The organism is Micromonospora sp. HB375 (genome assembly GCF_017872985.1).
GTDB lineage: Bacteria > Actinomycetota > Actinomycetes > Mycobacteriales > Micromonosporaceae > Micromonospora > Micromonospora chalcea.
On the sequence record NZ_JAGGJO010000001.1, the window covers coordinates 3,468,607 to 3,488,193 of the forward strand.

General features: G+C 70.1%; 14 protein-coding genes. 4 read left to right on the forward strand and 10 right to left on the reverse strand.

Translation table 11 applies throughout. The features are described from left to right. Positions 1-152: 152 nt before the first annotated feature. From J3R08_RS15895 to J3R08_RS15905, 3 genes are read left to right on the forward strand one after another with little or no spacing between them, the layout of a single operon-like run. Positions 153-6,578 carry a DEAD/DEAH box helicase gene (locus J3R08_RS15895; RefSeq protein WP_209961797.1) on the forward strand — a complete coding sequence of 2,142 codons (6,426 nt, stop codon included), beginning with the start codon at positions 153-155 and terminating at the stop codon, positions 6,576-6,578. Next, entirely contained in the window at positions 6,578-8,746 is a 2,169-nt protein-coding gene (locus J3R08_RS15900) for a UvrD-helicase domain-containing protein (RefSeq protein ID WP_209961800.1), read from the forward strand. Before J3R08_RS15895 ends, J3R08_RS15900 begins: the two co-directional genes overlap by 1 nt. Before the next feature lie 53 nt (positions 8,747-8,799). After that, positions 8,800-10,023: a serine/threonine-protein kinase gene (locus J3R08_RS15905; RefSeq protein WP_209961802.1), complete on the forward strand. Its 1,224-nt coding sequence runs from the start codon at positions 8,800-8,802 to the stop codon at positions 10,021-10,023. Between the two features lie 30 nt (positions 10,024-10,053). On the opposite strand, the gene J3R08_RS15910 is transcribed toward J3R08_RS15905, so the two are convergent. Genes J3R08_RS15910 through J3R08_RS15920 form a run of 3 tightly spaced genes read right to left on the reverse strand, consistent with a single transcriptional unit; the run spans position 10,054 to position 12,700 of the window. Continuing rightward, entirely contained in the window at positions 10,054-10,713 is a 660-nt protein-coding gene (locus J3R08_RS15910) for a response regulator transcription factor (RefSeq protein ID WP_209961804.1), read from the reverse strand. After that, positions 10,710-11,864, reverse strand: coding sequence for a sensor histidine kinase (locus J3R08_RS15915; RefSeq protein WP_209961806.1), 1,155 nt, complete (start codon positions 11,862-11,864; stop codon positions 10,710-10,712). The genes J3R08_RS15910 and J3R08_RS15915 overlap by 4 nt, the downstream gene beginning before the upstream one ends. After that, entirely contained in the window at positions 11,864-12,700 is an 837-nt protein-coding gene (locus tag J3R08_RS15920) for a CPBP family intramembrane glutamic endopeptidase (protein WP_209961808.1), read from the reverse strand. The genes J3R08_RS15915 and J3R08_RS15920 overlap by 1 nt, the downstream gene beginning before the upstream one ends. Before the next feature lie 189 nt (positions 12,701-12,889). Here J3R08_RS15920 and J3R08_RS15925 point away from each other — a divergent pair, with 189 nt between their 5' ends. Continuing rightward, the gene (locus tag J3R08_RS15925) at positions 12,890-13,681 is read left to right on the forward strand and encodes a class I SAM-dependent methyltransferase (RefSeq protein WP_209961810.1); all 792 of its coding nucleotides are present in this window, start codon (positions 12,890-12,892) and stop codon (positions 13,679-13,681) included. Between the two features lie 54 nt (positions 13,682-13,735). Here the strand turns inward: J3R08_RS15925 and J3R08_RS15930 are convergent, their stop codons facing one another. From J3R08_RS15930 to J3R08_RS15960, 7 genes are all read right to left on the reverse strand, one after another. Further along, positions 13,736-14,209 (reverse strand): hypothetical protein, encoded by a 474-nt coding sequence (locus J3R08_RS15930; protein ID WP_209961812.1) that lies wholly within the window; start codon positions 14,207-14,209, stop codon positions 13,736-13,738. A 14-nt stretch (positions 14,210-14,223) separates the two neighbouring features. Continuing rightward, positions 14,224-15,513 (reverse strand): hypothetical protein, encoded by a 1,290-nt coding sequence (locus J3R08_RS32085; protein WP_280841780.1) that lies wholly within the window; start codon positions 15,511-15,513, stop codon positions 14,224-14,226. Continuing rightward, entirely contained in the window at positions 15,510-15,830 is a 321-nt protein-coding gene (locus tag J3R08_RS15940; RefSeq protein WP_209961813.1) for a type VII secretion target, read from the reverse strand. Before J3R08_RS15940 ends, J3R08_RS32085 begins: the two co-directional genes overlap by 4 nt. Continuing rightward, positions 15,817-16,218 carry a YbaB/EbfC family nucleoid-associated protein gene (locus tag J3R08_RS15945; protein ID WP_209961816.1) on the reverse strand — a complete coding sequence of 134 codons (402 nt, stop codon included), beginning with the start codon at positions 16,216-16,218 and terminating at the stop codon, positions 15,817-15,819. The genes J3R08_RS15940 and J3R08_RS15945 overlap by 14 nt, the downstream gene beginning before the upstream one ends. A gap of 273 nt (positions 16,219-16,491) precedes the next feature. Further along, positions 16,492-17,430, reverse strand: coding sequence for a hypothetical protein (locus J3R08_RS15950; protein WP_209961818.1), 939 nt, complete (start codon positions 17,428-17,430; stop codon positions 16,492-16,494). 13 nt (positions 17,431-17,443) lie between these two features. Next, complete coding sequence (locus J3R08_RS15955; RefSeq protein WP_104113094.1) at positions 17,444-19,006, reverse strand: AAA family ATPase; 1,563 nt, start codon at positions 19,004-19,006, stop codon at positions 17,444-17,446. 1 nt (position 19,007) lies between these two features. Next, positions 19,008-19,586: a hypothetical protein gene (locus J3R08_RS15960; protein ID WP_209961820.1), complete on the reverse strand. Its 579-nt coding sequence runs from the start codon at positions 19,584-19,586 to the stop codon at positions 19,008-19,010. Position 19,587: the final 1 nt, after the last annotated feature.

The window sequence follows — 19,587 nt, forward strand, 5'->3', positions numbered from 1 at the left end:
CCGCGCGTCGAGGTGATCGATGCTGGCGGGCAGGAATGCGAAGATGCGCTCCCGACTACTGCCTGTCGCGAATCTGACTTGTGCGTGGTTCAGCCCATCCGGCAGGTCAGAGCCCGGTAAGGGGTGAAGTAGCATGCGGCGGTGATCCGCTCATGAGACCGACGATCGCCGCCGACACCCTGCGCCAGACCCTCACCCAGTACCTGACCACGACCTTCGGTCTGACCGAGGACGGCGTACGCCAAGGCCTGGAAGGCTTCCTTTCTCACCCGCAGCAGGGCGTCTTCCGCGGGCCGTACCTGCGGATCCGCACCCCCTTCCGACCGGCGGCGGGGGACTGGCGCGTGTGCCTCGACTGGGCGCCGGCCGACTTCACCCCCTACCTGCACCAGGCAAAGGCGTTCGCCCGGCTCTCGACCCGGGGCAAGGTGGCCGAGCCGACCCTGATCACCACCGGCACCGGCTCGGGAAAGACGGAGTCGTTCCTGATCCCGGTGCTCGACCACTGCCGTCGGCAGCGCCAGCAAGGGCGGGCCGGTGTCAAGGCGATCCTGCTCTACCCGATGAACGCCCTGGCGACCGACCAGACGCAGCGCATCAACGATCTGCTGACCGATCCTGCGCTGGCCGGGATCACGGCCGGCCTCTACATCGGGGACGTCGCGGCCATCGAGTACCGCCACGTGATGACAAAACGATCGGAGATGCGGCGGACCCCGCCGGACATCCTGATTACCAACTACAAGATGCTGGACCTGCTGCTCCAGCGCGGTGACGACCTGCCGCTGTGGGAGGGCGCGGAACCGGCGTACGTGGTGCTGGACGAGTTCCACACCTACGACGGCGCCCAGGGTACGGACGTGGCGATGCTGTTGCGCCGGCTCGGTGCCGCGCTCGGGCTGGCCGAGGCGGACCGTCCGCTGGGTGGCATCTGCCCGGTTGCCACCTCCGCCACCCTGGGTGAGGGCGGTGGCCGGGACGGCCGTACGGCCATCCGGGAGGTCGCCGAGCAGGTGTTCGGCGTGGCCTTCGACGCCGATTCACTCGTCGGTGAGGACCGCTACGAGCCCGGCGAATTCATGGACCACCAGGACTTCGGGCTGCCCCTGCCCACCCCGGAACAGCTCGCCGCAGTCGACGACCGGAACCCGGGGCTCATGGCCGAGGTCGCCGAGCTGGTGGTCGGCCAGCGCTGCGCCGACGATCCGGCGCGCCTGGGGGAGCTGCTGCGCCGGCATCCGCTCACCAAGGCGGTGCTCGACTCGCTCCAGGCCCGGCCTTGCACGCTCGAAGAGATCATCGACGTGCTGCCCCGGAAGAACGCCACCGGCTGGGGCAGCGCCATGAAGACGCGGCCGGAGGTGACCGCCAAGGCAATCGCCCGGTTCGTGGGCCTGCTGTCGCTCGCTGAGAACCCGGAGGTACCGGGTCGTCCGCTGCTCAACATCGAGACGCACCTGTGGGTGCGGTCCGTCTCGCGGCTGCTGCGCGGCACGTCCCGTCAGCCTGCCTTCGGCTGGTACGGCGAGCCGCCCCGGGAAATCGACCCGTACGTGCCGGACGCCGACGTCGTCATCGCCGACAACCGCTACCCGCGCCTGCCGGCTGTCTACTGCCGGCACTGCGGACGGTCCGGCTGGATGGCGCTGTCGCCGGAGAAGGACCCGCAGGAACTGGAGACCGATCCGGACAAGATTTACCGAGCCAGTGTCGGACGGGACAAGCGCCGGGTCCGCGCGCTGATCGCCGCCACCGACGACGAGATCCAGCAGCGCACCGGAGGGCTGCTGGTGCTGGAGTACGGCCGGCGGGTCCGCCCGTTCGACGAGCAGCGCGACCGGGTGCGGTCCGCCGACGCGCTGGTCGTGCTCGGCGACCTCGGTGCGATCGACGCAGCGGAGAAGGATCGTTGCCCGTCCTGCTCGATGGACCACGGCATCCGCTTCCTCGGCGCCGGGCTGGCCACGCTCGCCTCGGTGGCCATCACCCAGCTGTTCACCGGCGGGGAGCTCGACGAGCACGAGAAGAAGACGCTGCTGTTCAACGACTCGGTGCAGGACGCCGCGCACCGGGCCGGGTTCGTCGCCAACCGGTCGTACGCCTTCTCCCTGCGCTCGCTGCTCGCCAGCCGCCTGCGGCCCGGACAGTCGGTGGGGCTGGACGACCTCTTCGTCGAGATGATCGAGAAGGCCGCCGAACCGGAGATCCTTTCCACTGTCGTACCACCCGACCTGCACGATCGGCCGGACGTCGACAGCCTGCTCGCCGGTGAGCACAACGGCACCCGAGAGACCTGGTCGCTGATCAGCGAGCGGCTCGTCTTCGCCACCGTGATGGAGACCGGTCTGCGTTCCCGTCAGGGCCGCACCCTGGAGCTGACCCGCAGCGTCGCCGTCGAGGTGGCCCTCGACGATCCCGCGAAGGCCACCGGGATCTGTCGCGACGTGCAGAGGACCGCCCCGGGGCAGCTCGGTGGCACGCCTGCGGACGATGCCCGCTACCTCGCCTTCCTCCGCGGCCTGCTGGAGCGGCTGCGCACCCGTGGCGCGATCTACCACGAGTGGCTGGTGCCATACCTCAAGCGGGGCGGCACCCGGTGGCAGGTGTGGGGCGGCCGGCCTGCCGGCATGCCCGCCTTCCCGCGCGGCGTGTCCGCGCCCGCCTTCCTGCTCGCGACGCCGAAGTCGAAGTCCGAGTTCGACGCGATCACCGCTCGGGGCAACTGGTATCAGGACTGGACCTCGCGATGCCTCGGCATGGATCTCGCCGCGGCAGCCGCCTACCTGTCCAGCCTGATGCCGGCGTTGGCCGCCGCCGGCATCGTCGCGGTCGGCGACACCGAGGACGGCAACCAGGTGTACGGCCTGACGCCCGGCCACCTGCGCGTCACCCGGCTTGATGACGACGCCGCCAAACAGGCGGGGGTCGCCTGCGACACCTGCCACTGGCAGCAGACGGAACACCCGGACCGGGTGGCCGGATGGGTCGGCCAGCCCTGCCGGCAGTACCGCTGCCGCGGCCTGCTGCGGGCCGCCCACGACGACACCGCGCCGGACGACTACTACCGGCGGCTCTACCTGGAGAGCTCGGTCTTCCGGGTCGTCACCGGCGAGCACACCGGCATGCTCACCCGCGCCCAGCGGGAGAACGTGGAGAAGCAGTTCCGCGACGGCAGGCGGTACACCGACCCGAACGTCCTGTCCTGCACGCCCACCCTGGAAATGGGCATCGACATCGGGGCCCTGTCCGCGGTGGTGCTCGCGTCGCTCCCGCACGGACCGGCGAACTACGTACAGCGGGCCGGCCGGGCCGGCCGGAAGAGCGGCAACGCTCTCGTGCTCACGCTCGTCGGCCGCAGTGAGCGGGACCGCTACTACCTGACCGAGCCGAGAGACATGATCGCCGGGCAGATCGTGCCGCCCGGCTGCTTCCTGTCCGCCGTGGAGATCCTGCGCCGGCAGTACCTGGCGCACCTGATCGACCTGGCGGCGCGCGGCCGGCTGCCCGGAGTGCTGCCCATGCCACGCCGCGCGCACGTACTCTTCGGCCCGAGCGGTTGGCTCGCCAACCTCGCGGAAGCGGCCCGGCGCGACGGCGTCGACCTGGTTACGGGCTTCCTGGCGCTCTTCGGCAACAAGATCATGACCTCCGCCGTCGAGGAACTGCGGGAGTTCGCCGTCGACGGGATCGTCCACCGGGTCAAGGAGGCGGACGAGACCTGGGAGCTCCGGTTGGCGGACCTGCGACGTCGGCTCCGGGAGATCGCCAAGGCCCGTGCCACGCTCGTACCCAGCGACCCCGATCACGCCCGCGAGATCCGGATGCTGAAGGCGGAGGAAGCCGCTGTCCGCCGTCGGCTGCGCGATGTGAGCGCCGCTGCCGCCCACGGCACGCTGGTCGAGTTCGGGCTGCTCCCGAACTACGCGCTCATCGACAGCCGTACCGATCTCGAAGCGACATTGACCTGGGAGGAGCAGGTCGACGGTGACCGCCGGTTCCACAGCGAGCTGCGCGAGTACGCACGCCCGGCCCGTCCGGCCCTCGTCGAGATCGCCCCCGGCAACAGCTACTACGTCCGGGGCTACAAGCACGAGATCTCCGGGCTCGACGTCGGCCCGCCCGACCGGCCGACATACGAACAGTGGCGGATCTGCGCGCAGTGCGGGTACGTGCGTACCCACCTGGCCAAGGAGGACACCAGCGCATGCCCGCGCTGCGCGGACCGGGGCATCGCCGATCACGGCCGGTTGTTCCACGTGCTGCAGCCGAAACGGGTCTACAGCCGGGACAAGCGCGACGACGCCCGCATCCGGGACGACAGCGACGACCGGGACCGCCGCTTCTACGCCACCACCGTCGCCGTCGACATCGACCCGGCCAAGGTGGGATCGTCCTGGCGGCACGCGCACGACACCTTCGGCGTCGACTACAGCCGCCACGCGGTGATCCGCCACTTCAACCTCGGGGCCCAGCGCTACGACCGGGCTGCCGAACTATTCGCCGGCGAGGAGGTGCGGATCAACAGGTTCCACACCTGCACGTCCTGTGGCGGCACCACCGTTGACGGAGCTCCGGTGACCGGCCAGCAGCTCGCCGCGCAGGCCTCAGGTGCCACGGTCATCCAAGGGGCTGAACACCACCGACCCTGGTGCCCGTACCGGCGGTCCGCCGCCGGGCCGGACACGCACGTCGACCTGGTCCTGGCGCACGAACTGGAGACCGAGGCGCTGCGCATCCTGATCCCGGCAGCGACCGCGATGGTGCAGGAGCGGTTGCTGTCCTTCGCGGCGGCGGTCCGGCTCGGCATCGCGGCCCAGTACGGCGGCGAGCCCGCCCACCTGCAGACCGTCTCTGCCACTATGCCGGACGGCCAGAGCGACGGCACCCGCAACTTCGTTGTCGTCTACGACACCCAGCCGCAGGGCACCGGCTACCTGCACCGCCTTGCCGAGCCCGAAGAGTTCCGGGCCGTCCTGCGTCTGGCCCGCCGGCAGATCGCCGACTGCGAGTGCCGCAACGAGGCGAAGCCGGTATGTCACAGGTGCCTGCTGCGCTACGCCCGCAACGAGCACTTCGCGCTGATGAGCCGCGACGAGGCGCTCGGTATGCTCGACAAGCTGCTCGACAGCTGGGGTGTCGAGGAGGGCACCCGCACCGACGAGATCTCGCTGATCCATCAGGTGGAGAGCGAGCTGGAGTTGCAGTTCCTCACCAAGCTGCTGGCCCTCGGCGAGACACCGGGCTCGGGGTTGCGCATCGACCGGCGGCGGGATCACGACGGCGCCCGGGTCGCCGACCTGCGATTCGTCAGTGACGGCGGGCAGAGCGTCACACACTGGCAGATGAAGCTGCAGAACACCGTCCGCGGCACCCGGCCGGACGTGCACTTCACGCGCCTGGACGCGCCGTCCCCAGAAGTGGCGGTCTACCTCGACGGGTTCAAGTACCACGCCTCGCCGCAGTACAACAGACTGGCCGACGACGCTGACAAGCGCGCGCGCCTGCGTGCCCACGGCTATCTCGTCTTCGCCGCCACCTGGGACGACGTCAAGACGTGGGGAAGCGGTGACGGGTCGGGCCGGTGGACGCCGTACGGCGGCGTCTCCAAGCAGACCGCCCGCGAGCGGTACCGGCAGTTCCTGCCCGGGGCCGACCCGGACGAGTTGGAACAGACCATCTGGACCAATCCGATCGAACAGCTGATGCGGTTCCTCGCCGAGCCTGACCTCATCCGGTGGCAGCGGCGCGCGGAAGCTGTTCTGGCGGGCCTGTTGAAGCAGGCTCGGGACAAGTCCACCACCGACTCCAGTGGTGTCGCGCAACGAGTGGTCGCTTCCCTCCGGGACGAGCCCCTGCCCGCTGCCGCTGCGGCACGGCACATCATGGTGGCCCGTGCGCAGGACAGCGCCGGCTGCCCGATGACCGTGGTGATGGATGCCCGCACCAAGCCGCTGCCTACGTGGTCAGCGCTCGCCCTGGTGAACGATCTACCGGGCGCGATAACCGACGGCGCACACAAGGCCCGCTGGGCCGCATGGCTCACCTGGGGCAACGTCATCCAGTTCCTCACGCCCGCCGGGGGTGACGCGGGACAGCTCGCGGTCTCCGCGCTCGATTCGTTCGACCCGATGTCGCTGGCCGTTACCGAGGGCACCGGGCTTGTGTCGGCGCAGCGGGCTCTGCCACTGGACGACGAGACCGCCACCTGGTTGGGTACCGCGCCGCAGCCGCCGAGCACCGTGACGGAACCGGTCGAGGACGAGTCGCCGTGGCAGGACGTCCTGCGCTACATGGACCGCGAGGAGAGCACGCTGGAATTGCTGGTGCAGCAGTTGGCGCGGCAGAACCTGCCCGTCCCGGTCGTCGGCTACGAGCTGGGTGATCAGGCATGGCCGGCCGAGCTGGCCTGGCCGGAGCGGCGGATCGCCGTCGTACTGACCGGCGCGCCCGACGACCCGGAGACGGAGGACCGCGACCGGGCGTACACGGAAGCGGGCTGGCATGCGCGTACCGCGCGGGAATGGTCGGCCGAGGAACTGGCGGCGCAGCTCGCGGCGACGAGTGGGGGAGAGGTCTGATGAGCACCGGAGCGATGCTGCGCATCCTAGACCGCGCGGACAAGGAGGTCATGAAGTTGACCCGCGCCGACATCGGCGCGGTGTACGAGTTCATGCACAAGTTCCGCAACAACCCGGACAATCCCGGGCTGAAGCTGAAGTCGCTCAACGGTGACTCGCGACTGATGTCCGCCCGGGTCAACCGTGACTACCGGGCGCTCCTGCTGCACATCGCCGACCGGGACTATCTGCTCGTCGCGGTCAAGCACCGGGGCGAGGTGTACGACGACCTGTCGCGCTACGCGTACCGGATCAACCGGGTGACCGGTGGCATCGAAGTCGTCGACCTGGCACCGGTGGGAGACAGCATCGTCGGCCGGGTCGTCCCGCCGGAAGCCGAACCGACGCCGACGCAGAAGCCGCTCTTCGACGCCTACAGCGACGCCCAGCTCCTGGAACTGGGCGTGTCCGAGCCGCTGCTGCCGCAGATCCGGGAACTCACCACCGAGGCCGAGTTGCTCGAACTGCTCGATCGTGCGCCGCAGCTCACGACAGATGTCCTCTTCGCGCTCTTCGACGGCAAGCCCTACGAGGAGGTGCTCCAGCAGGTCACCGAGCCGGTACGCGCGGACGAGCCGGTGGACCTGGAGGACTTCGCGGCGGCCGTGCAGCGCCCCGCGACGCAGGTGACGTCAGACGACGAGGCCCTGCAAGCGATCATCGGGGAGGCATTCGAGCGCTGGCAGATCTTCCTGCACCCGACGCAGCGGAAGCTTGTCGAACGCAGGTACAACGGCCCGGCCCGCGTCGGTGGGGGCCCGGGCACCGGCAAGACCATCGTCGCGCTGCACCGGGTGGCCCATCTTGCCCGGCACTTGCCGCCGGGGACCGACAAACCGATCCTGCTGACCACCTTCAACCGCAACCTCGCCGCCGATCTCAGGACCCGTCTTCTGGCACTCGGCGGTCAGGAACTGGTGGCCCGGGTGGACATCACCAACATCGACCGGCTGGCCAGCCGCGTCGTTACCGAGGCCAAGGCGGGCGCGAACCGTAACGTCGTCAGCGACAATCAGGTGCCCGACCTCTGGGGTGAGTTCCTGCTTGAGACCAGCGCCTCCGGCTGGGACGCGGACTTTCTCGCCGCCGAGTGGACACAGGTGATCCTCGGGCAGGTGCTGAATTCGCGCGCGGAGTACTTCAAAGCGCGCCGGCCCAACCGGGGCCGCAGCCTCACCCGGATGGAACGGGATCAGATCTGGCAGCTGACTGAGCGGTTCACCTCCTGGTTGGAGGCCCGCGGTGTCTGGACCTGGCGCCAGGTGGCTCAGCGGGCAGCGCGTCTGGAGATGGACCGGGCGGCGGAGTCCGGCGAGTCGTCCGGTGGGTTCCGGCGCCCTCGCTACCGCCATGTCGTGGTGGACGAGGCTCAGGACCTCAGCGCGGCGCACTGGAAGATGCTGCGAGCCATGGTGCCCCCCGGCCCCGATGACCTCTTCCTCACGGGTGACACCCATCAGCGCATCTATGACAACCACGTCACGCTCGGCAGCCTCGGCATCAACATCCGCGGCCGGTCGTCCCGTCTCACGCTGAGCTATCGCACCACCAGGCAGATCCTCGCCGACGCGCTCCAGATCATGACCGGGGAGGTATACGACGACTTGGACGGAGGCGAGGAGGACCTGGCGGGCTACCGTTCCCTTCTGCGGGGTGCCCGGCCGGTGTTCCACGGTGCCGCGACCTGGACGCAGGAGCAGGACTTGATCGTCACGCACCTGCGATCCTGGGGCAACCCGGTCGACGGATCGCTGGCCATCTGCGTCCCCACCCGGGAACTGGCGGCCGACGTGCTGAGCCGGATGGAAGCCGAAGGCCTGCCCGCTGTCGAGATCGGCCCGGATGGCCCGAAGCAGCCGGACGGCATTCACGTCGGCACCATGCACAGGTTCAAGGGACTCGAATACCAGCGCATGATCATCGCCGGGGTCAGTGACGGTCTGGTGCCCCGGCAGGTGATCAGCCGGTACCGGGACAGCGATCCGAAGCGGTACCAGCGGGAACGCCAGCGCGACCGGTCCCTTCTCTTCGTCGCCGCCACCCGACCCCGCGACGAGTTGGCGGTGTTCTGGCACGGCACTCCGAGCCCGTTCCTCACCTCTCGTCTCGTGCAACGAGAGGCGACGTGACAGTCTGCCGGTGGTGAGGCCGGGGCCGACGTACGACTAGAGAGAGGCGGCACGTGCAGGCGGGGGACCGTATCGCTGATCGCTACGAGCTGACGTATCCGATCGGTCGTGGGGGAATGGGCCAGGTCTGGGCCGGCTACGACGAGCGTCTCGACCGGCCGGTCGCGGTCAAGTTCCTTCGGACGAGCGAAGTGCCCGAGGACGAGCGCGAGGTCGCGGTCAAGCGGTTCAGGCGGGAGGCACGGGTGACCGCCCGCCTCGACCATCCCGGCGTGCCGGTCATCCATGACCTCGGCCGACACCACGACGACCTTTACATCGCCATGCAGCTCGTCCGTGGTTGCCAGCTGGCGGATCTCGTGGCGGAGCGCGACCGGCTGCCGGTGGCAGAGGCCGCATCGATCGCCGTGCAGGTCACCTCCGTGCTGGCGGCCGCTCATGCCGCGTCACTCGTACACCGCGACCTGAAGCCGCAGAATCTAATGATCACGCCCTCGGGGGTGGTCAAGGTCCTGGACTTCGGGGTCGCCGCGCTACTCGGGCCGGCCGAGCAGTCCCGGTTGACCGCCACCGGTCAAACCCTCGGCACTCCCGCCTACATCGCACCTGAGCAGGCCGCGGGTGCGCCGGTGGGCCCGGCAGCAGACCTCTACGCGCTCGGGTGCATCCTGTTCGAGATGCTCACCGGTGTGCCGCCGTTCGAGGCCGGCAGCTCGTTGGAGATGCTGCACAGGCACATGCGATCGCCCATCCCGATCGTCACCGAGTACCGGGCGGACGTCCCGGACGACCTGGCTCATCTCCTGTTCTGCCTCCTGGCCAAGGACCCGTCCGACCGGCCGGCCTCTGCCGGGGAAGTCGGGCAGCTTCTTGTTCCCTTCGCAGGCGAGGGCCGAGTCGCTTTGCTGGACGCCTGCGGCATCGAGCCGGTCGCCGCTGCTTCCGCGGGATCCGTGGTGGCGCAGCCATCCACGAGGACGCTCGCGGATGTGCGGTCGCAGATCGGGGAGCTGGCCGAGCAGGAGCGGTTCGTGCAGGCGGCAGAACTCATCAAGGGGGTTCTCGCCGTCGGAACGGCGGTTGAGGAGCAGGTTCCATTGCGGTACGACCTCGCCAACCTGCACCTGCTGGCCGGCGACTACCGGCAGGCGCGGCAGGCATTCGAGGATCTCGCAAAGGACCTGAACCGCATGGGCGGGTACCCCGAGCTCCTTGAGAACTGCCGGAACAACGCGGCCGTATGCCGGGCTGAGCTGGGCGAGCCCAGCGCAGGTTGACCCGGATGCCTGGGACTTCCACCACAGAGTTCAGGTGACCAGGCCGGTGCGGTACGCGTACACCACCGCCTGCACCCGGTCCCGCACGTCCAGCTTCGTGAGAATCCGCGACACGTACGTCTTCACCGTCTCCTGACTGATCACCAACCGCGCCGCGATCTCGCTGTTCGACAGCCCGTCGGCGATCAGCCGCAGCACCTCCAGCTCACGCGGCGTCAGCCCCACGTCCGCCGGCGCGCCCTCGGCCGGGCGGATCCGCGCCGCGTACCGGCCGACGAGCTGCCGCGTCACCTCCGGCGCCAGCAGCGCGGCGCCGGAGGCGACGGTGCGGATGCCGTGCAGCAGTTGCGCCGGTGGGGCGTCCTTGAGCAGGAATCCGCTCGCGCCGGCGCGCAGCGCCTCGTAGACGTACTCGTCGAGGTTGAACGTCGTCACCACCAGCACCTTGACCGGCTGGGCGATGCCCGCGCCGGCCAGCAGGCGGGTGGCCTTGATGCCGTCGAGCACCGGCATGCGTACGTCCATCACCACCACGTCGGGCCGCAGGCGGCCGGCGAGGTCGACCGCGGCGCGGCCGTCGCCGCACTCGCCCACCGCGGCCATGTCCGGCTGCGCGTCGATGATGGTGGTGAATCCGGTACGGATCAGCGCCTGGTCGTCGCAGACCAGCACCCGGATCGGCCCGGTCACGACGCGCTCCCGGTGGGGATGCGCGCCCGGACGACGAAGCCGTTGCCCGCCCGTCGCCCCGCGTCGAACTCGCCGCCGAGCATCGAGACGCGCTCGCGCAGCCCGGCCAGGCCGCGTCCGCTTCCGCCCGGACCCGCGGCGCGCGGGCCCGGGCCGTCCGTGCTGATCTCCACCGTGATCTCCCGGTCTCCATGGTGTACGTGCACAGCGGTGGGGCGGCCGTGCGCGTGTTTGAGGGCATTGGTGAGCGCCTCCTGCACCACCCGGTACGCGGCCATCTCCGCGCCGCCGGTCACCTCCGCCGGGGTGCCCTGCTGCGTGAACTCCACCGGCTGCCCGGCCTGCCGGGTCTGCTCCACCAGGGCGTGCAGCTCGCCGACCGACGGGGCGCGTGGCTCCGTACCGTGGTCGGGGTTGAGCACGTCGAGCAGCAGCCGCAGGTCGCCGATGGCACGGCGACCGGTGTCGGTGATGGCGGTCAGGGTGGTGTCGAGGCGGTCGGGCGCGGCGGTCAGGTAGCGGGCCGCCTCGGCCTGCACCACCATCGCCGTCACATGGTGGGTGACCACGTCGTGGAGTTCACCGGCGATGCGGGCGCGTTCGGAGGCGCGGGCGGTTTCCGCGACGTGCCGGCGGCGTTCGGCCTCGGCGAGGCGGTCCTGCCGCAGCCACGACCCGGTGCCCCAGGCGAGCGCCAGCAGCAGGTAGAACGTGGTGAACCCGACCACGCCCTCGGTCGACCCCTGTCGATCCAGCACGACCGCCAGACCGATGTACGCGAGGGAGCCGGCGAGCACCGTCGTACGGCGGCCACGTTCCAGGTGGGCGCCCGCGCTCACCAGCGCGACGGCGAGCGCGGCGCCCGCGAAGGTGTGGTACGCGCGTACCTGATCGAGCGCGAAGCCGAGTGACACCAGGGCGAGGGACAGCGCCGGGCGGCTGCGGCGCAGCGCCAGCGGAAGGCACTCCAGGGCGATCACCACCACTGTCAGCGCGTCGAACGGCCGGGCGGGCAGATCGCCGAGCTGCGTACCGATGCCGCGCAGCGGCGGGGTCACTGCTGCGAGCGCGATCACCAGCGCCAGCGGGAGGTCCCGGACCGTGACGGGCCAGCGCCGCCACGAGTCCTGGAGCATCCGTCGGGTGATCATCAGGAGACCGTAACGCTCTCCGCCGGGGCCTCGGCCGCGCGGCGGCGCCGCGTCACGATGTGACCACGGCGGTGCGCCAGCCAGAGGAAGACCACTGTCAGCGCCACCCCGGCAGCCACCGTGTAGAGGCTGCCCTCCGGCCCGAAGCCGCCGCCGCTGAGCAGCGTCGAACCCGACGTGGTGGCGTCCAGCAGCCCTTCCGATTCGCCGTTGCCGGAGACGACGACGCTGAAGACGCCGCCGGCGGCGAAGTTCCAGCCGAAGTGCAGGCCGATGGGTACCCACAGGTTGCGGGTCGCGGCATAGCAGGCCGCCAGCATGAACCCGGCCTCGATCGCGATGGCGGTGGCACCCCACAGGCTGGCGTCCGGGTTCAGCAGGTGCATCAGGCCGAACAGTACGCCGGTCAGCAGCAGCGAGAGCCACGTGCCGAGCCGTTCCTCGGCCAGGCGGAACAGCAGGCCGCGGAACATCAGTTCCTCGGTCACCGCCGCGGCGGCCATGAACCCGACCATGCCCACCGCGCCGGGCACCGAGCCGATGCCGTGTACGTGGTAGCCGCCCATGAGGGCGATGTTGCCGATGACCGCCGCGAACATGGCGAACCCGATCAGCACCCCGCGGTTGAGCCGGGCGGCCGCGCCGTTCCGGGCCAGCTCGGTGACCTCGCGACGCTCGGTACGGCGCACCACCCACCCGTACACCATGATCGCGGCCGCGGCGGTCGCGACGCCGAGGATCAGGCTGAGCCCGGCGTTGTCCTGTGCCGCGACGAGCGCCAGGCTGCCGACGACACTGACCGCGACGACGGCCAGGAACTGCTTCACCACACGCATGACGATTCCTTCGAGAGGTCCGCGGCCGGAGCGCCGCGGTTCACCTGGAACGCTATGGATTCGCAGGCTCGGAATCGTCACCGTGCGGTGGACACTTGCGGGTAGCTCGCACGGGGGACAAGCACTTCGGGGGCGTGCCCTCAGCAGAACGGCTGGCCTCGGGGCTGGCGCGGCGGGCAGGCTGCCGGCATGGCGACGGGCTTCGGCGGTGAGGTGGCGACCTACTACGCGCGGCATCGGCGCGGCTATCCGCCCGCAGTGCTCGACGCCGTGGCGGCAGCCTTCCAGCTCGGCGCCGACGACACGGTGGTCGACCTCGGCTGCGGTACCGGTCAGTTGAGCCTCCCGCTCGCCGACCGGGTGGGCGCGGTCATCGGCGTGGACCCGGAGCCGGACATGCTGGCGATAGCCCGGCGTACCGCCCTCGACCAGGGCACGACCAACGCCACGTGGGTGCTCGGCGGTGACGGCGACGTGCCCGCGTTGTCCCGGCTGCTCGGCGAGGGAAGTGTCGGTGCGCTGACCGTCGCCGTCGCCATCCACTTCATGGACCGCGACGCCCTCTTCGAGGCGGCGCGGCCGTTGTTGCGCTCCGGCGGTGGAATCGCCGTCGTCACTAACGGCGAACCCCTGTGGATGCAGGACACCGAGTGGTCGATCGCGCTGCGGGGATGCCTGGAGCGGATGGTCGGCCACCCGGTCACCGGAAGATGTCAGACCGACGAGGACGGGCGTCGGCGTAACCGGGAGGCGCTCGTGCGTGCCGAATATCGGTACGAGGAGACGTCGGTGCGGTACGACGCCCCGCTCACTGTCGACGACATGGTCGGCGGTGTCTTCTCCGCCATGTCCGCGGAGCGGTTGCCTCCTTCACGGCAGCGGGCGGTGTTCGCCGCCGACGTACGCGACGCTCTCGGCGGGGTGGATGTGGTGACCGAGCGCGTCACCGTCCGGCTGCAGTGCGGGATCCTCGGCTCGTAGCCGATTCCCGACGGGGTTCAGCACGATGCCCACGACGCCGCACCACCAGCCCGTTCAACCCACCGACGGCCGGCGGTGCTTCTCCCAGAGCGCGCGGTGTACGAAGTCGGGCGTGGTGCCGGGCGGGAAGTCCCGGTAACCCGACCGGGGCTCCCAGGCTGCGACAAGCAGGTCTAGGCCGTGCAGGAGAAGCACCGGCCAAGGGCTCACCGCGGTCAACTCGGTGAACAACCGTCGCGCCTCGTCACGCTGCACCTCGCCGTCCCGTCGGCTGTATCCGACGTCCCACACGACGCTGTACCCGTCGATGACGGACTCTTCCTCCGGCTCGTCGAGCGGATAGCTGTAACGGTTGACGGACAACTCGCCGCCGACGACGCCGGGCCGCCCGTCCGAGGCCGGCCGACTGAGGTACACCTTGCCCTCGTCGTCTCGGCTGAACTCCACGTGCATGCGGCTGGCGAGCTCCGCCGCCACACCCTCGGGGGCCAGGTCGGTGTGAATGAAGATGTGCTCGAAGGTGGACATGCGCCGCCCGGCTCCTAGGGAAGATCGATGATGCGGCCGTCGCCGAGAATGATGCGTACCGTCGCCGGCATCTGCTGGTCATGAACACGGGCCTGTCCGGCCGCCCGGCCGTAGCCTCGTCGTGCATCCTCCTCGGTCAAACCGACGTTACGACCGTCGAGAACCGCGACCCCGTCGGATCCTGCCTGTTCACCCGCCTCAAGGATATTCCGCCGCACGCTACTGCTGCCTGACCCGACCAGTGTCTTGAACTCGGTGATCACGCCGGGATCCTCCGGACCAGTCCGCACCATCGCATCGGGATTTTTCATTTTGTGAGCGTCGTCGATTCGTTCTCTCGGGTGCACCATGTCACCTTCGACCGCGAGGCGGTCCGCGATGGCCCGCTCCTTGTCCTCGAACAACCCGCGCGGATCGTGCACCCCCGGGCGGAACTCGTCGCCGAGAGGGCCGTGGTGTCGGCCCGGATCGAAGTCGGTGGGCCTCAACCCGTGCGGGCCGTCCGGTTTGGCGGATCCGCCACCCGGAGCCTCAGGCGAGCGACGACCCAGAAGGCGGCTCAGCGCCTCCCTGAGCTTCCCGATCAGGTCACCCAGCCGGCGCATCTCCGGCATCAGCCGCCGCAGACTTGCCAGCAACCCCCGCAGCAACCTCCCGATCCGCGCCGCCCACGACGCCACTGTCGTCGTCACCTGCTCCACCACGAGCGGCGTCGCCAGCCCCGCCGTGGCGACCAGTTCGGCCGCGTACACGATCAGGCGGGACACGCAGGCGGCGATGGCGTCGCGGACCAGCAGCCGCACGGCCGCGACCAGGCCGGCGGCACCCTCGGTGATCGCGGCCATCGCCTCGGCGCCCTGCGCGAGCCCGGTGATGGCCTGCTGCTGTTCGCCCGCCCAGCGCCGGTAGCCGGTGGCGGCGGCGCCGGTCCAGCCGGCGACCTCGGTGCGGACGGCGTGGGCCAGCTCGGCGGCGTCCTCGCGCAGGGACGCGGCGACGTTACGCCAGGTCTGCGCGTGCGCGGTGATCTCGGCGGGGTCGCCGGCGAGCCAGTCGAGGGCTTCGCTGAGCGGCTTGACGTGTTCGATGAGCCAGGCGATGCCGAACTGGAGGAGGACCCCGGCCGGGTCGGACACGAGCGCGAGCGCGTCGAGGCCGGCGCTGACCACGCCGAGGCTGCCGTCGATCCAGCTGCCGGTGCGGACGCCCTGGGCGATGAGTTCGATGTCCTCGCAGATCCACACGCCGGCCCAGGGACTCGGACCGGAGTCCGCCGCGGCGGCGACCAGTGGGTTCGTGGTCACCGCCGCTGCCGTACCCGGTCGAGCAGGTCGGCGGCGTGCGCGTCGGAGGCGCGGTAGCGCTCGGCGCTCGACCGCAGCTTCCCGGCGGTGTCGCGGACCGATGTGGCGGCGGTGCCGATGCCGTCGGTGAGCGTCCGCTGGAGACCGTCGAGCAGGACCGGCATGATCGCGCAGAGCTGCCCGTACGCGTCGGTGCCCAGCCTGACGTGCTGGCCGGCCTGCCGGGCGGCGTCGATGCTGTCGGCGCAGCGGCCGAGGTGTGCGGCGTGCGCGGTCAGGTCGTCGGGGTCGACCTGGAGGCCGTCACCGGGCGGCATCCGACGTGCCCGGGTCGGGGCCGAACCGCCGCTGGTGGGACTCGACGATCGCCTGCCCGGCCGGGTCGTCCGCGCCGAGTGCCGCGGTGGTGGCCTCGGTGAGCCGTCGCAGCAGGTCGGCGCGGGCGTCCCGGGTGACGGCGAGAATCTGCCGGGCGGTGTGTGCGGCGGAGTGCTGCCGGACGCGTTCGTCCAGCCGCAGGTCGGCGAGCAGCCCGGACGAGTCGACGGTGACCTCGACCAGACCGTCGGCGCTGCGCGCGATGCCGGTCAGCGTCTGGGTGCGGGCGGACAGGTCGCGGGCCCGTGCCGCCCGATCGGCCAGGGCCGACTCCCACTCGTCGAGCCGGCGTGCCGCCGCGTCCAGCGCGGCCTCGTCCGCCCACATTTTGACCCTCCCCTGAGGACAGCAGTGAGCGCCAAGCTACCTACTGTTAGCGCTGCGTGCTGCCCCATCCGTTCCGGCCGCCGTCGGTCGCCGGTACCGTCTCGGCGCGGCTGGCCAGTTGCGCGGCCGCTGCGGCGAGCGCACCGTGCGACGCGGTATGGCGCAGCACCACGGCGACCGCCTCCCGCGCCGCCAGTCGTCACCGGTCTTGCGCAGCAGGTTTGCCGACCTCGGGCGTCCCGGAGACCCCGGCCGCCGGACGCTGGACGGTCCTCAGCCGGTGGACGTGCCGGGTGGATTCAACCGGCGCGGTATGCAGCGGTTCTCCAGCGCGGCGCCGCGCATCTGTGGGAACTGCCGCGCACACCACCCCGTGACAGCCTCTTTTTTCGAATTAGGCAGGAGTGCGAAGGTTACCCAGAGCGGCTGCCCGTCCAACTGCTGCTTTCGCCCGTAGTCGGTGCTCAACAGCAGCACGATCCGAGCCTCGCCACCGAACCGCTGCCTCAGGCTGGCGTGCTCCTCAAGGATGTCACGGGCGTAGAAGGTGTGTGAGCCGTTGGCAGCGACCTGGTTGGTGTCGACGATCCCCACCGTCTTCGATGCGAGCTGGGCGGCGTACTGGCCGTCGAGGGGCACTGTGTGCAGGTCCTGCCGATGAAGTTCTTCCAGGCGGGCAAGCGCTTCCTCCTCCGGATCCGCGACGGCGGCGGGGAGAGCCTGCTCCTCCTGGTGCGATACGACCTCGCTGGGCGTCTCGGCGTCCCGCAGATCTTCCGTCGAAGTCACCGGGATCGGTGGAGGTACGGCTCCGGACAGGTCTTCGTCCCGACCGGCAACCAGGCCGACGACGATGAGGATCAGGACCGACGCCACGACCGCGATGCCGAGCAACAGGGTGAACAGCCGCATCGAATCACCGCTGCTCGGCCGGGGCGTCTCGCCCTCGCTGATCCAGCCGCCGCGCGGCTGGGGGTCAGGAGACTCCGCGGTCTCCAGCGCGTCGTCGCTGATCGGGCCGGGCGGCGTTTCGTTTGAATCGTCGGGTCTCTCCAGCACCCGCCGAGCGGGAGTGGACAGCGTGGCCGGGGGCGCCGCGGGCACTCTCATCGGAGGTGCCGGTGCGGCCTTCGGCAGATCGTCGGCGAGGTCGCCGACGAGGGACCGTACGTTCCAGATCGGTCCGCTGTCGGGCTTTCGGTCGTCGCTCATTTCACTCCTCTCGTCACGCCTCACCGGCGACGATCAGTCGTCGGCGTGCCCCGGATTCGGATGAGTCGGGAAGGCTCGCCGCACCGGCCGGGACAGCGCGGTCCCGGCCCCACGCGCGTATCTCGGCAATCTCCTCGGGATGGCTGCGGCTGAGCGGGATCGTGTCCATGAACGTGTCGATGATGAAGTCACTGCTCAGACCGGCATGACCGTTGACCAGCACCTCGAATCCAGCCTCCTTGAGAGCGGCTTCCATGTCGGAGCCGGCAAAACCCTCAGAGAGGGAGACGAGGCGGTCGAGCAGATCCGGGGCAGGCTCGGAGCCGACATACTTGCGGTGGTAGAGCCGGATGATCTCGGCGCGTTCGGTGTCGTCGGGCAGGTCGACGAAGAAGAGTTCGTCGAAACGGCCCTTCCGGAGCAGTTCCGGCGGGAGTGAGCGGACGTCGTTGGACGTCGCCACGACGAACACCCGCGACCGGGATTCCTGGAGCCAGAACAGGAACTGTCCGACCAGCCGCCTGCCCACGCCGGTGCTGTCATGCTGGCCGGCGAGCCCTTTCTCGATCTCGTCGATCCACAGCACGCATGGGGCGGTGCGGTCTGCCATCTCCAGGGCTTCCCGTAGCCGTGCCTCGGACTGCCCCACGTACATTCCGAGGATGGCCGCGAAGTCGAGCCGGTACAGCGGCAGCCGCCACTGGGCAGCTACCGCCTTTGCGGACAGAGACTTGCCGCACCCGGGCACCCCGACGAGCAGAACGCCCCGAGGCGGCCGGAGCCCGGTGTTCCGCAGGTCAGCGCACATGACCTGATGGCGCCGGTGCAACCAGTGCCGCAGGGTGGCCAGCCCACCGATCTCGTGCGCGGAGCGGTCCAGCGGTACGCGGACGAGGCCGGCGAGATCCGAGAAGTGTTTGTCCTTGACCTCGGCGAGACGGTCGACGTCCTCGCGGCGGAGGCGGCCGCTCGCGGCGATCGTGGCCAGGATGTTGATGGCGGTGCCTTCCGGTACGCCGACCAGGAAGTCCGCCACCTGGCGGGCGTCCGCCTCGATCCAGTCGATGGTCACCGAACCCTGTTGATCCTTAAGGAAGTCGACCACGACCTCGTACATCTCGGCCGCGTTGGGCAGCTCCAACGAGACACTCATCCCGAGGCGTTGCAGGCCGCTCCAGATCGGTGTGTCCGTGATCAGCACGACACTGCCGGACTGGTCGTCGGCGAGCCGGGCGAGTTCGGCGATGTGACGGGTGACCGGCGAATCGACACTCAGGTCGTCCGGTTCGACGAAGACCATGGTCGCCTGGGCGCGCCGGGACATCTGGGCCGCGGCGAAATCCATGGCCGCGACCAGGGATCGATCCTCCTGCACCGCATTTCTGGTGCGTAGGTCCCTAAGCCCGGTCGCCCGGGTATAAATCCAGAACGGCAGGTTGACGCGCTGGCTACTGCCAGCGACCTCCCGGATCAGCCGGATGGCACGGGTCTGCTCGGCACTGCGGATGCCGATCAGCGGCACCCGGGCGGCGATGTAGCTGTCGAGGTCGCGGCGGGCCTCGTCGTAGTGGGACACGCTACTCCTCGGATCTGTCGGGGTGACGACGAACGATCAACCGCCGACGTGGTCGGTCCGCCGGCTCGGTGGCCCAGCCGTCCCAGCCGCCCCGGCGCCCCGGCGCCTGCACCAGCACCTCGGTGACCGCGTTCTCACGGAACGTACGCAGTCGCGCCTGGACGAGCCGGTCGTTGGCTCCGACGCGGTGCGCGGATTCGACGGTCTCCTCGAGCGCACGCTGGACCGAGCGGATCTGCCTGTCGACCTCGGCGCGCAGCTGTCGGGACAGGTCTGCGGGCAGGCCGGGATGGCCGGTCAACGCGCGGATGGGGGTGAGGCTCCCTCGGGACTGGGTGAGTGCGCGTGCCACCTCGAACTCGTCCTGCGCGGCGAGGAGGGCCTGTAGGAGACCTCGTTCCCACGCATTCAGCCGAGTCGCCATCGCCTCGACGATGCGGCGCACGAGCCTGACCCAGACGTCGGCCGGATAGTCGTCCTCGGCCAGGGGCGGGAGATACCTCGAATCGGCGTCCTCACCAGACCGCCACAGTTCCAGGAACTTCGCCCATCGCTGATATCCGTTGTCGGCGCTGGACATG

Coding starts and splice junctions, on each gene's coding strand:
- J3R08_RS15950 (WP_209961818.1), bottom strand. CDS start 17,430: ATGAGCGACGACCGAAAGCCCGACAGCGGACCGATCTGGAACGTACGG.
- J3R08_RS15900 (WP_209961800.1), top strand. CDS start 6,578: ATGAGCACCGGAGCGATGCTGCGCATCCTAGACCGCGCGGACAAGGAG.
- J3R08_RS15960 (WP_209961820.1), bottom strand. CDS start 19,586: ATGTCCAGCGCCGACAACGGATATCAGCGATGGGCGAAGTTCCTGGAA.
- J3R08_RS15925 (WP_209961810.1), top strand. CDS start 12,890: ATGGCGACGGGCTTCGGCGGTGAGGTGGCGACCTACTACGCGCGGCAT.
- J3R08_RS15915 (WP_209961806.1), bottom strand. CDS start 11,864: ATGATCACCCGACGGATGCTCCAGGACTCGTGGCGGCGCTGGCCCGTC.
- J3R08_RS15945 (WP_209961816.1), bottom strand. CDS start 16,218: ATGTGGGCGGACGAGGCCGCGCTGGACGCGGCGGCACGCCGGCTCGAC.
- J3R08_RS15940 (WP_209961813.1), bottom strand. CDS start 15,830: ATGCCGCCCGGTGACGGCCTCCAGGTCGACCCCGACGACCTGACCGCG.
- J3R08_RS15930 (WP_209961812.1), bottom strand. CDS start 14,209: ATGTCCACCTTCGAGCACATCTTCATTCACACCGACCTGGCCCCCGAG.
- J3R08_RS15895 (WP_209961797.1), top strand. CDS start 153: ATGAGACCGACGATCGCCGCCGACACCCTGCGCCAGACCCTCACCCAG.
- J3R08_RS15920 (WP_209961808.1), bottom strand. CDS start 12,700: ATGCGTGTGGTGAAGCAGTTCCTGGCCGTCGTCGCGGTCAGTGTCGTC.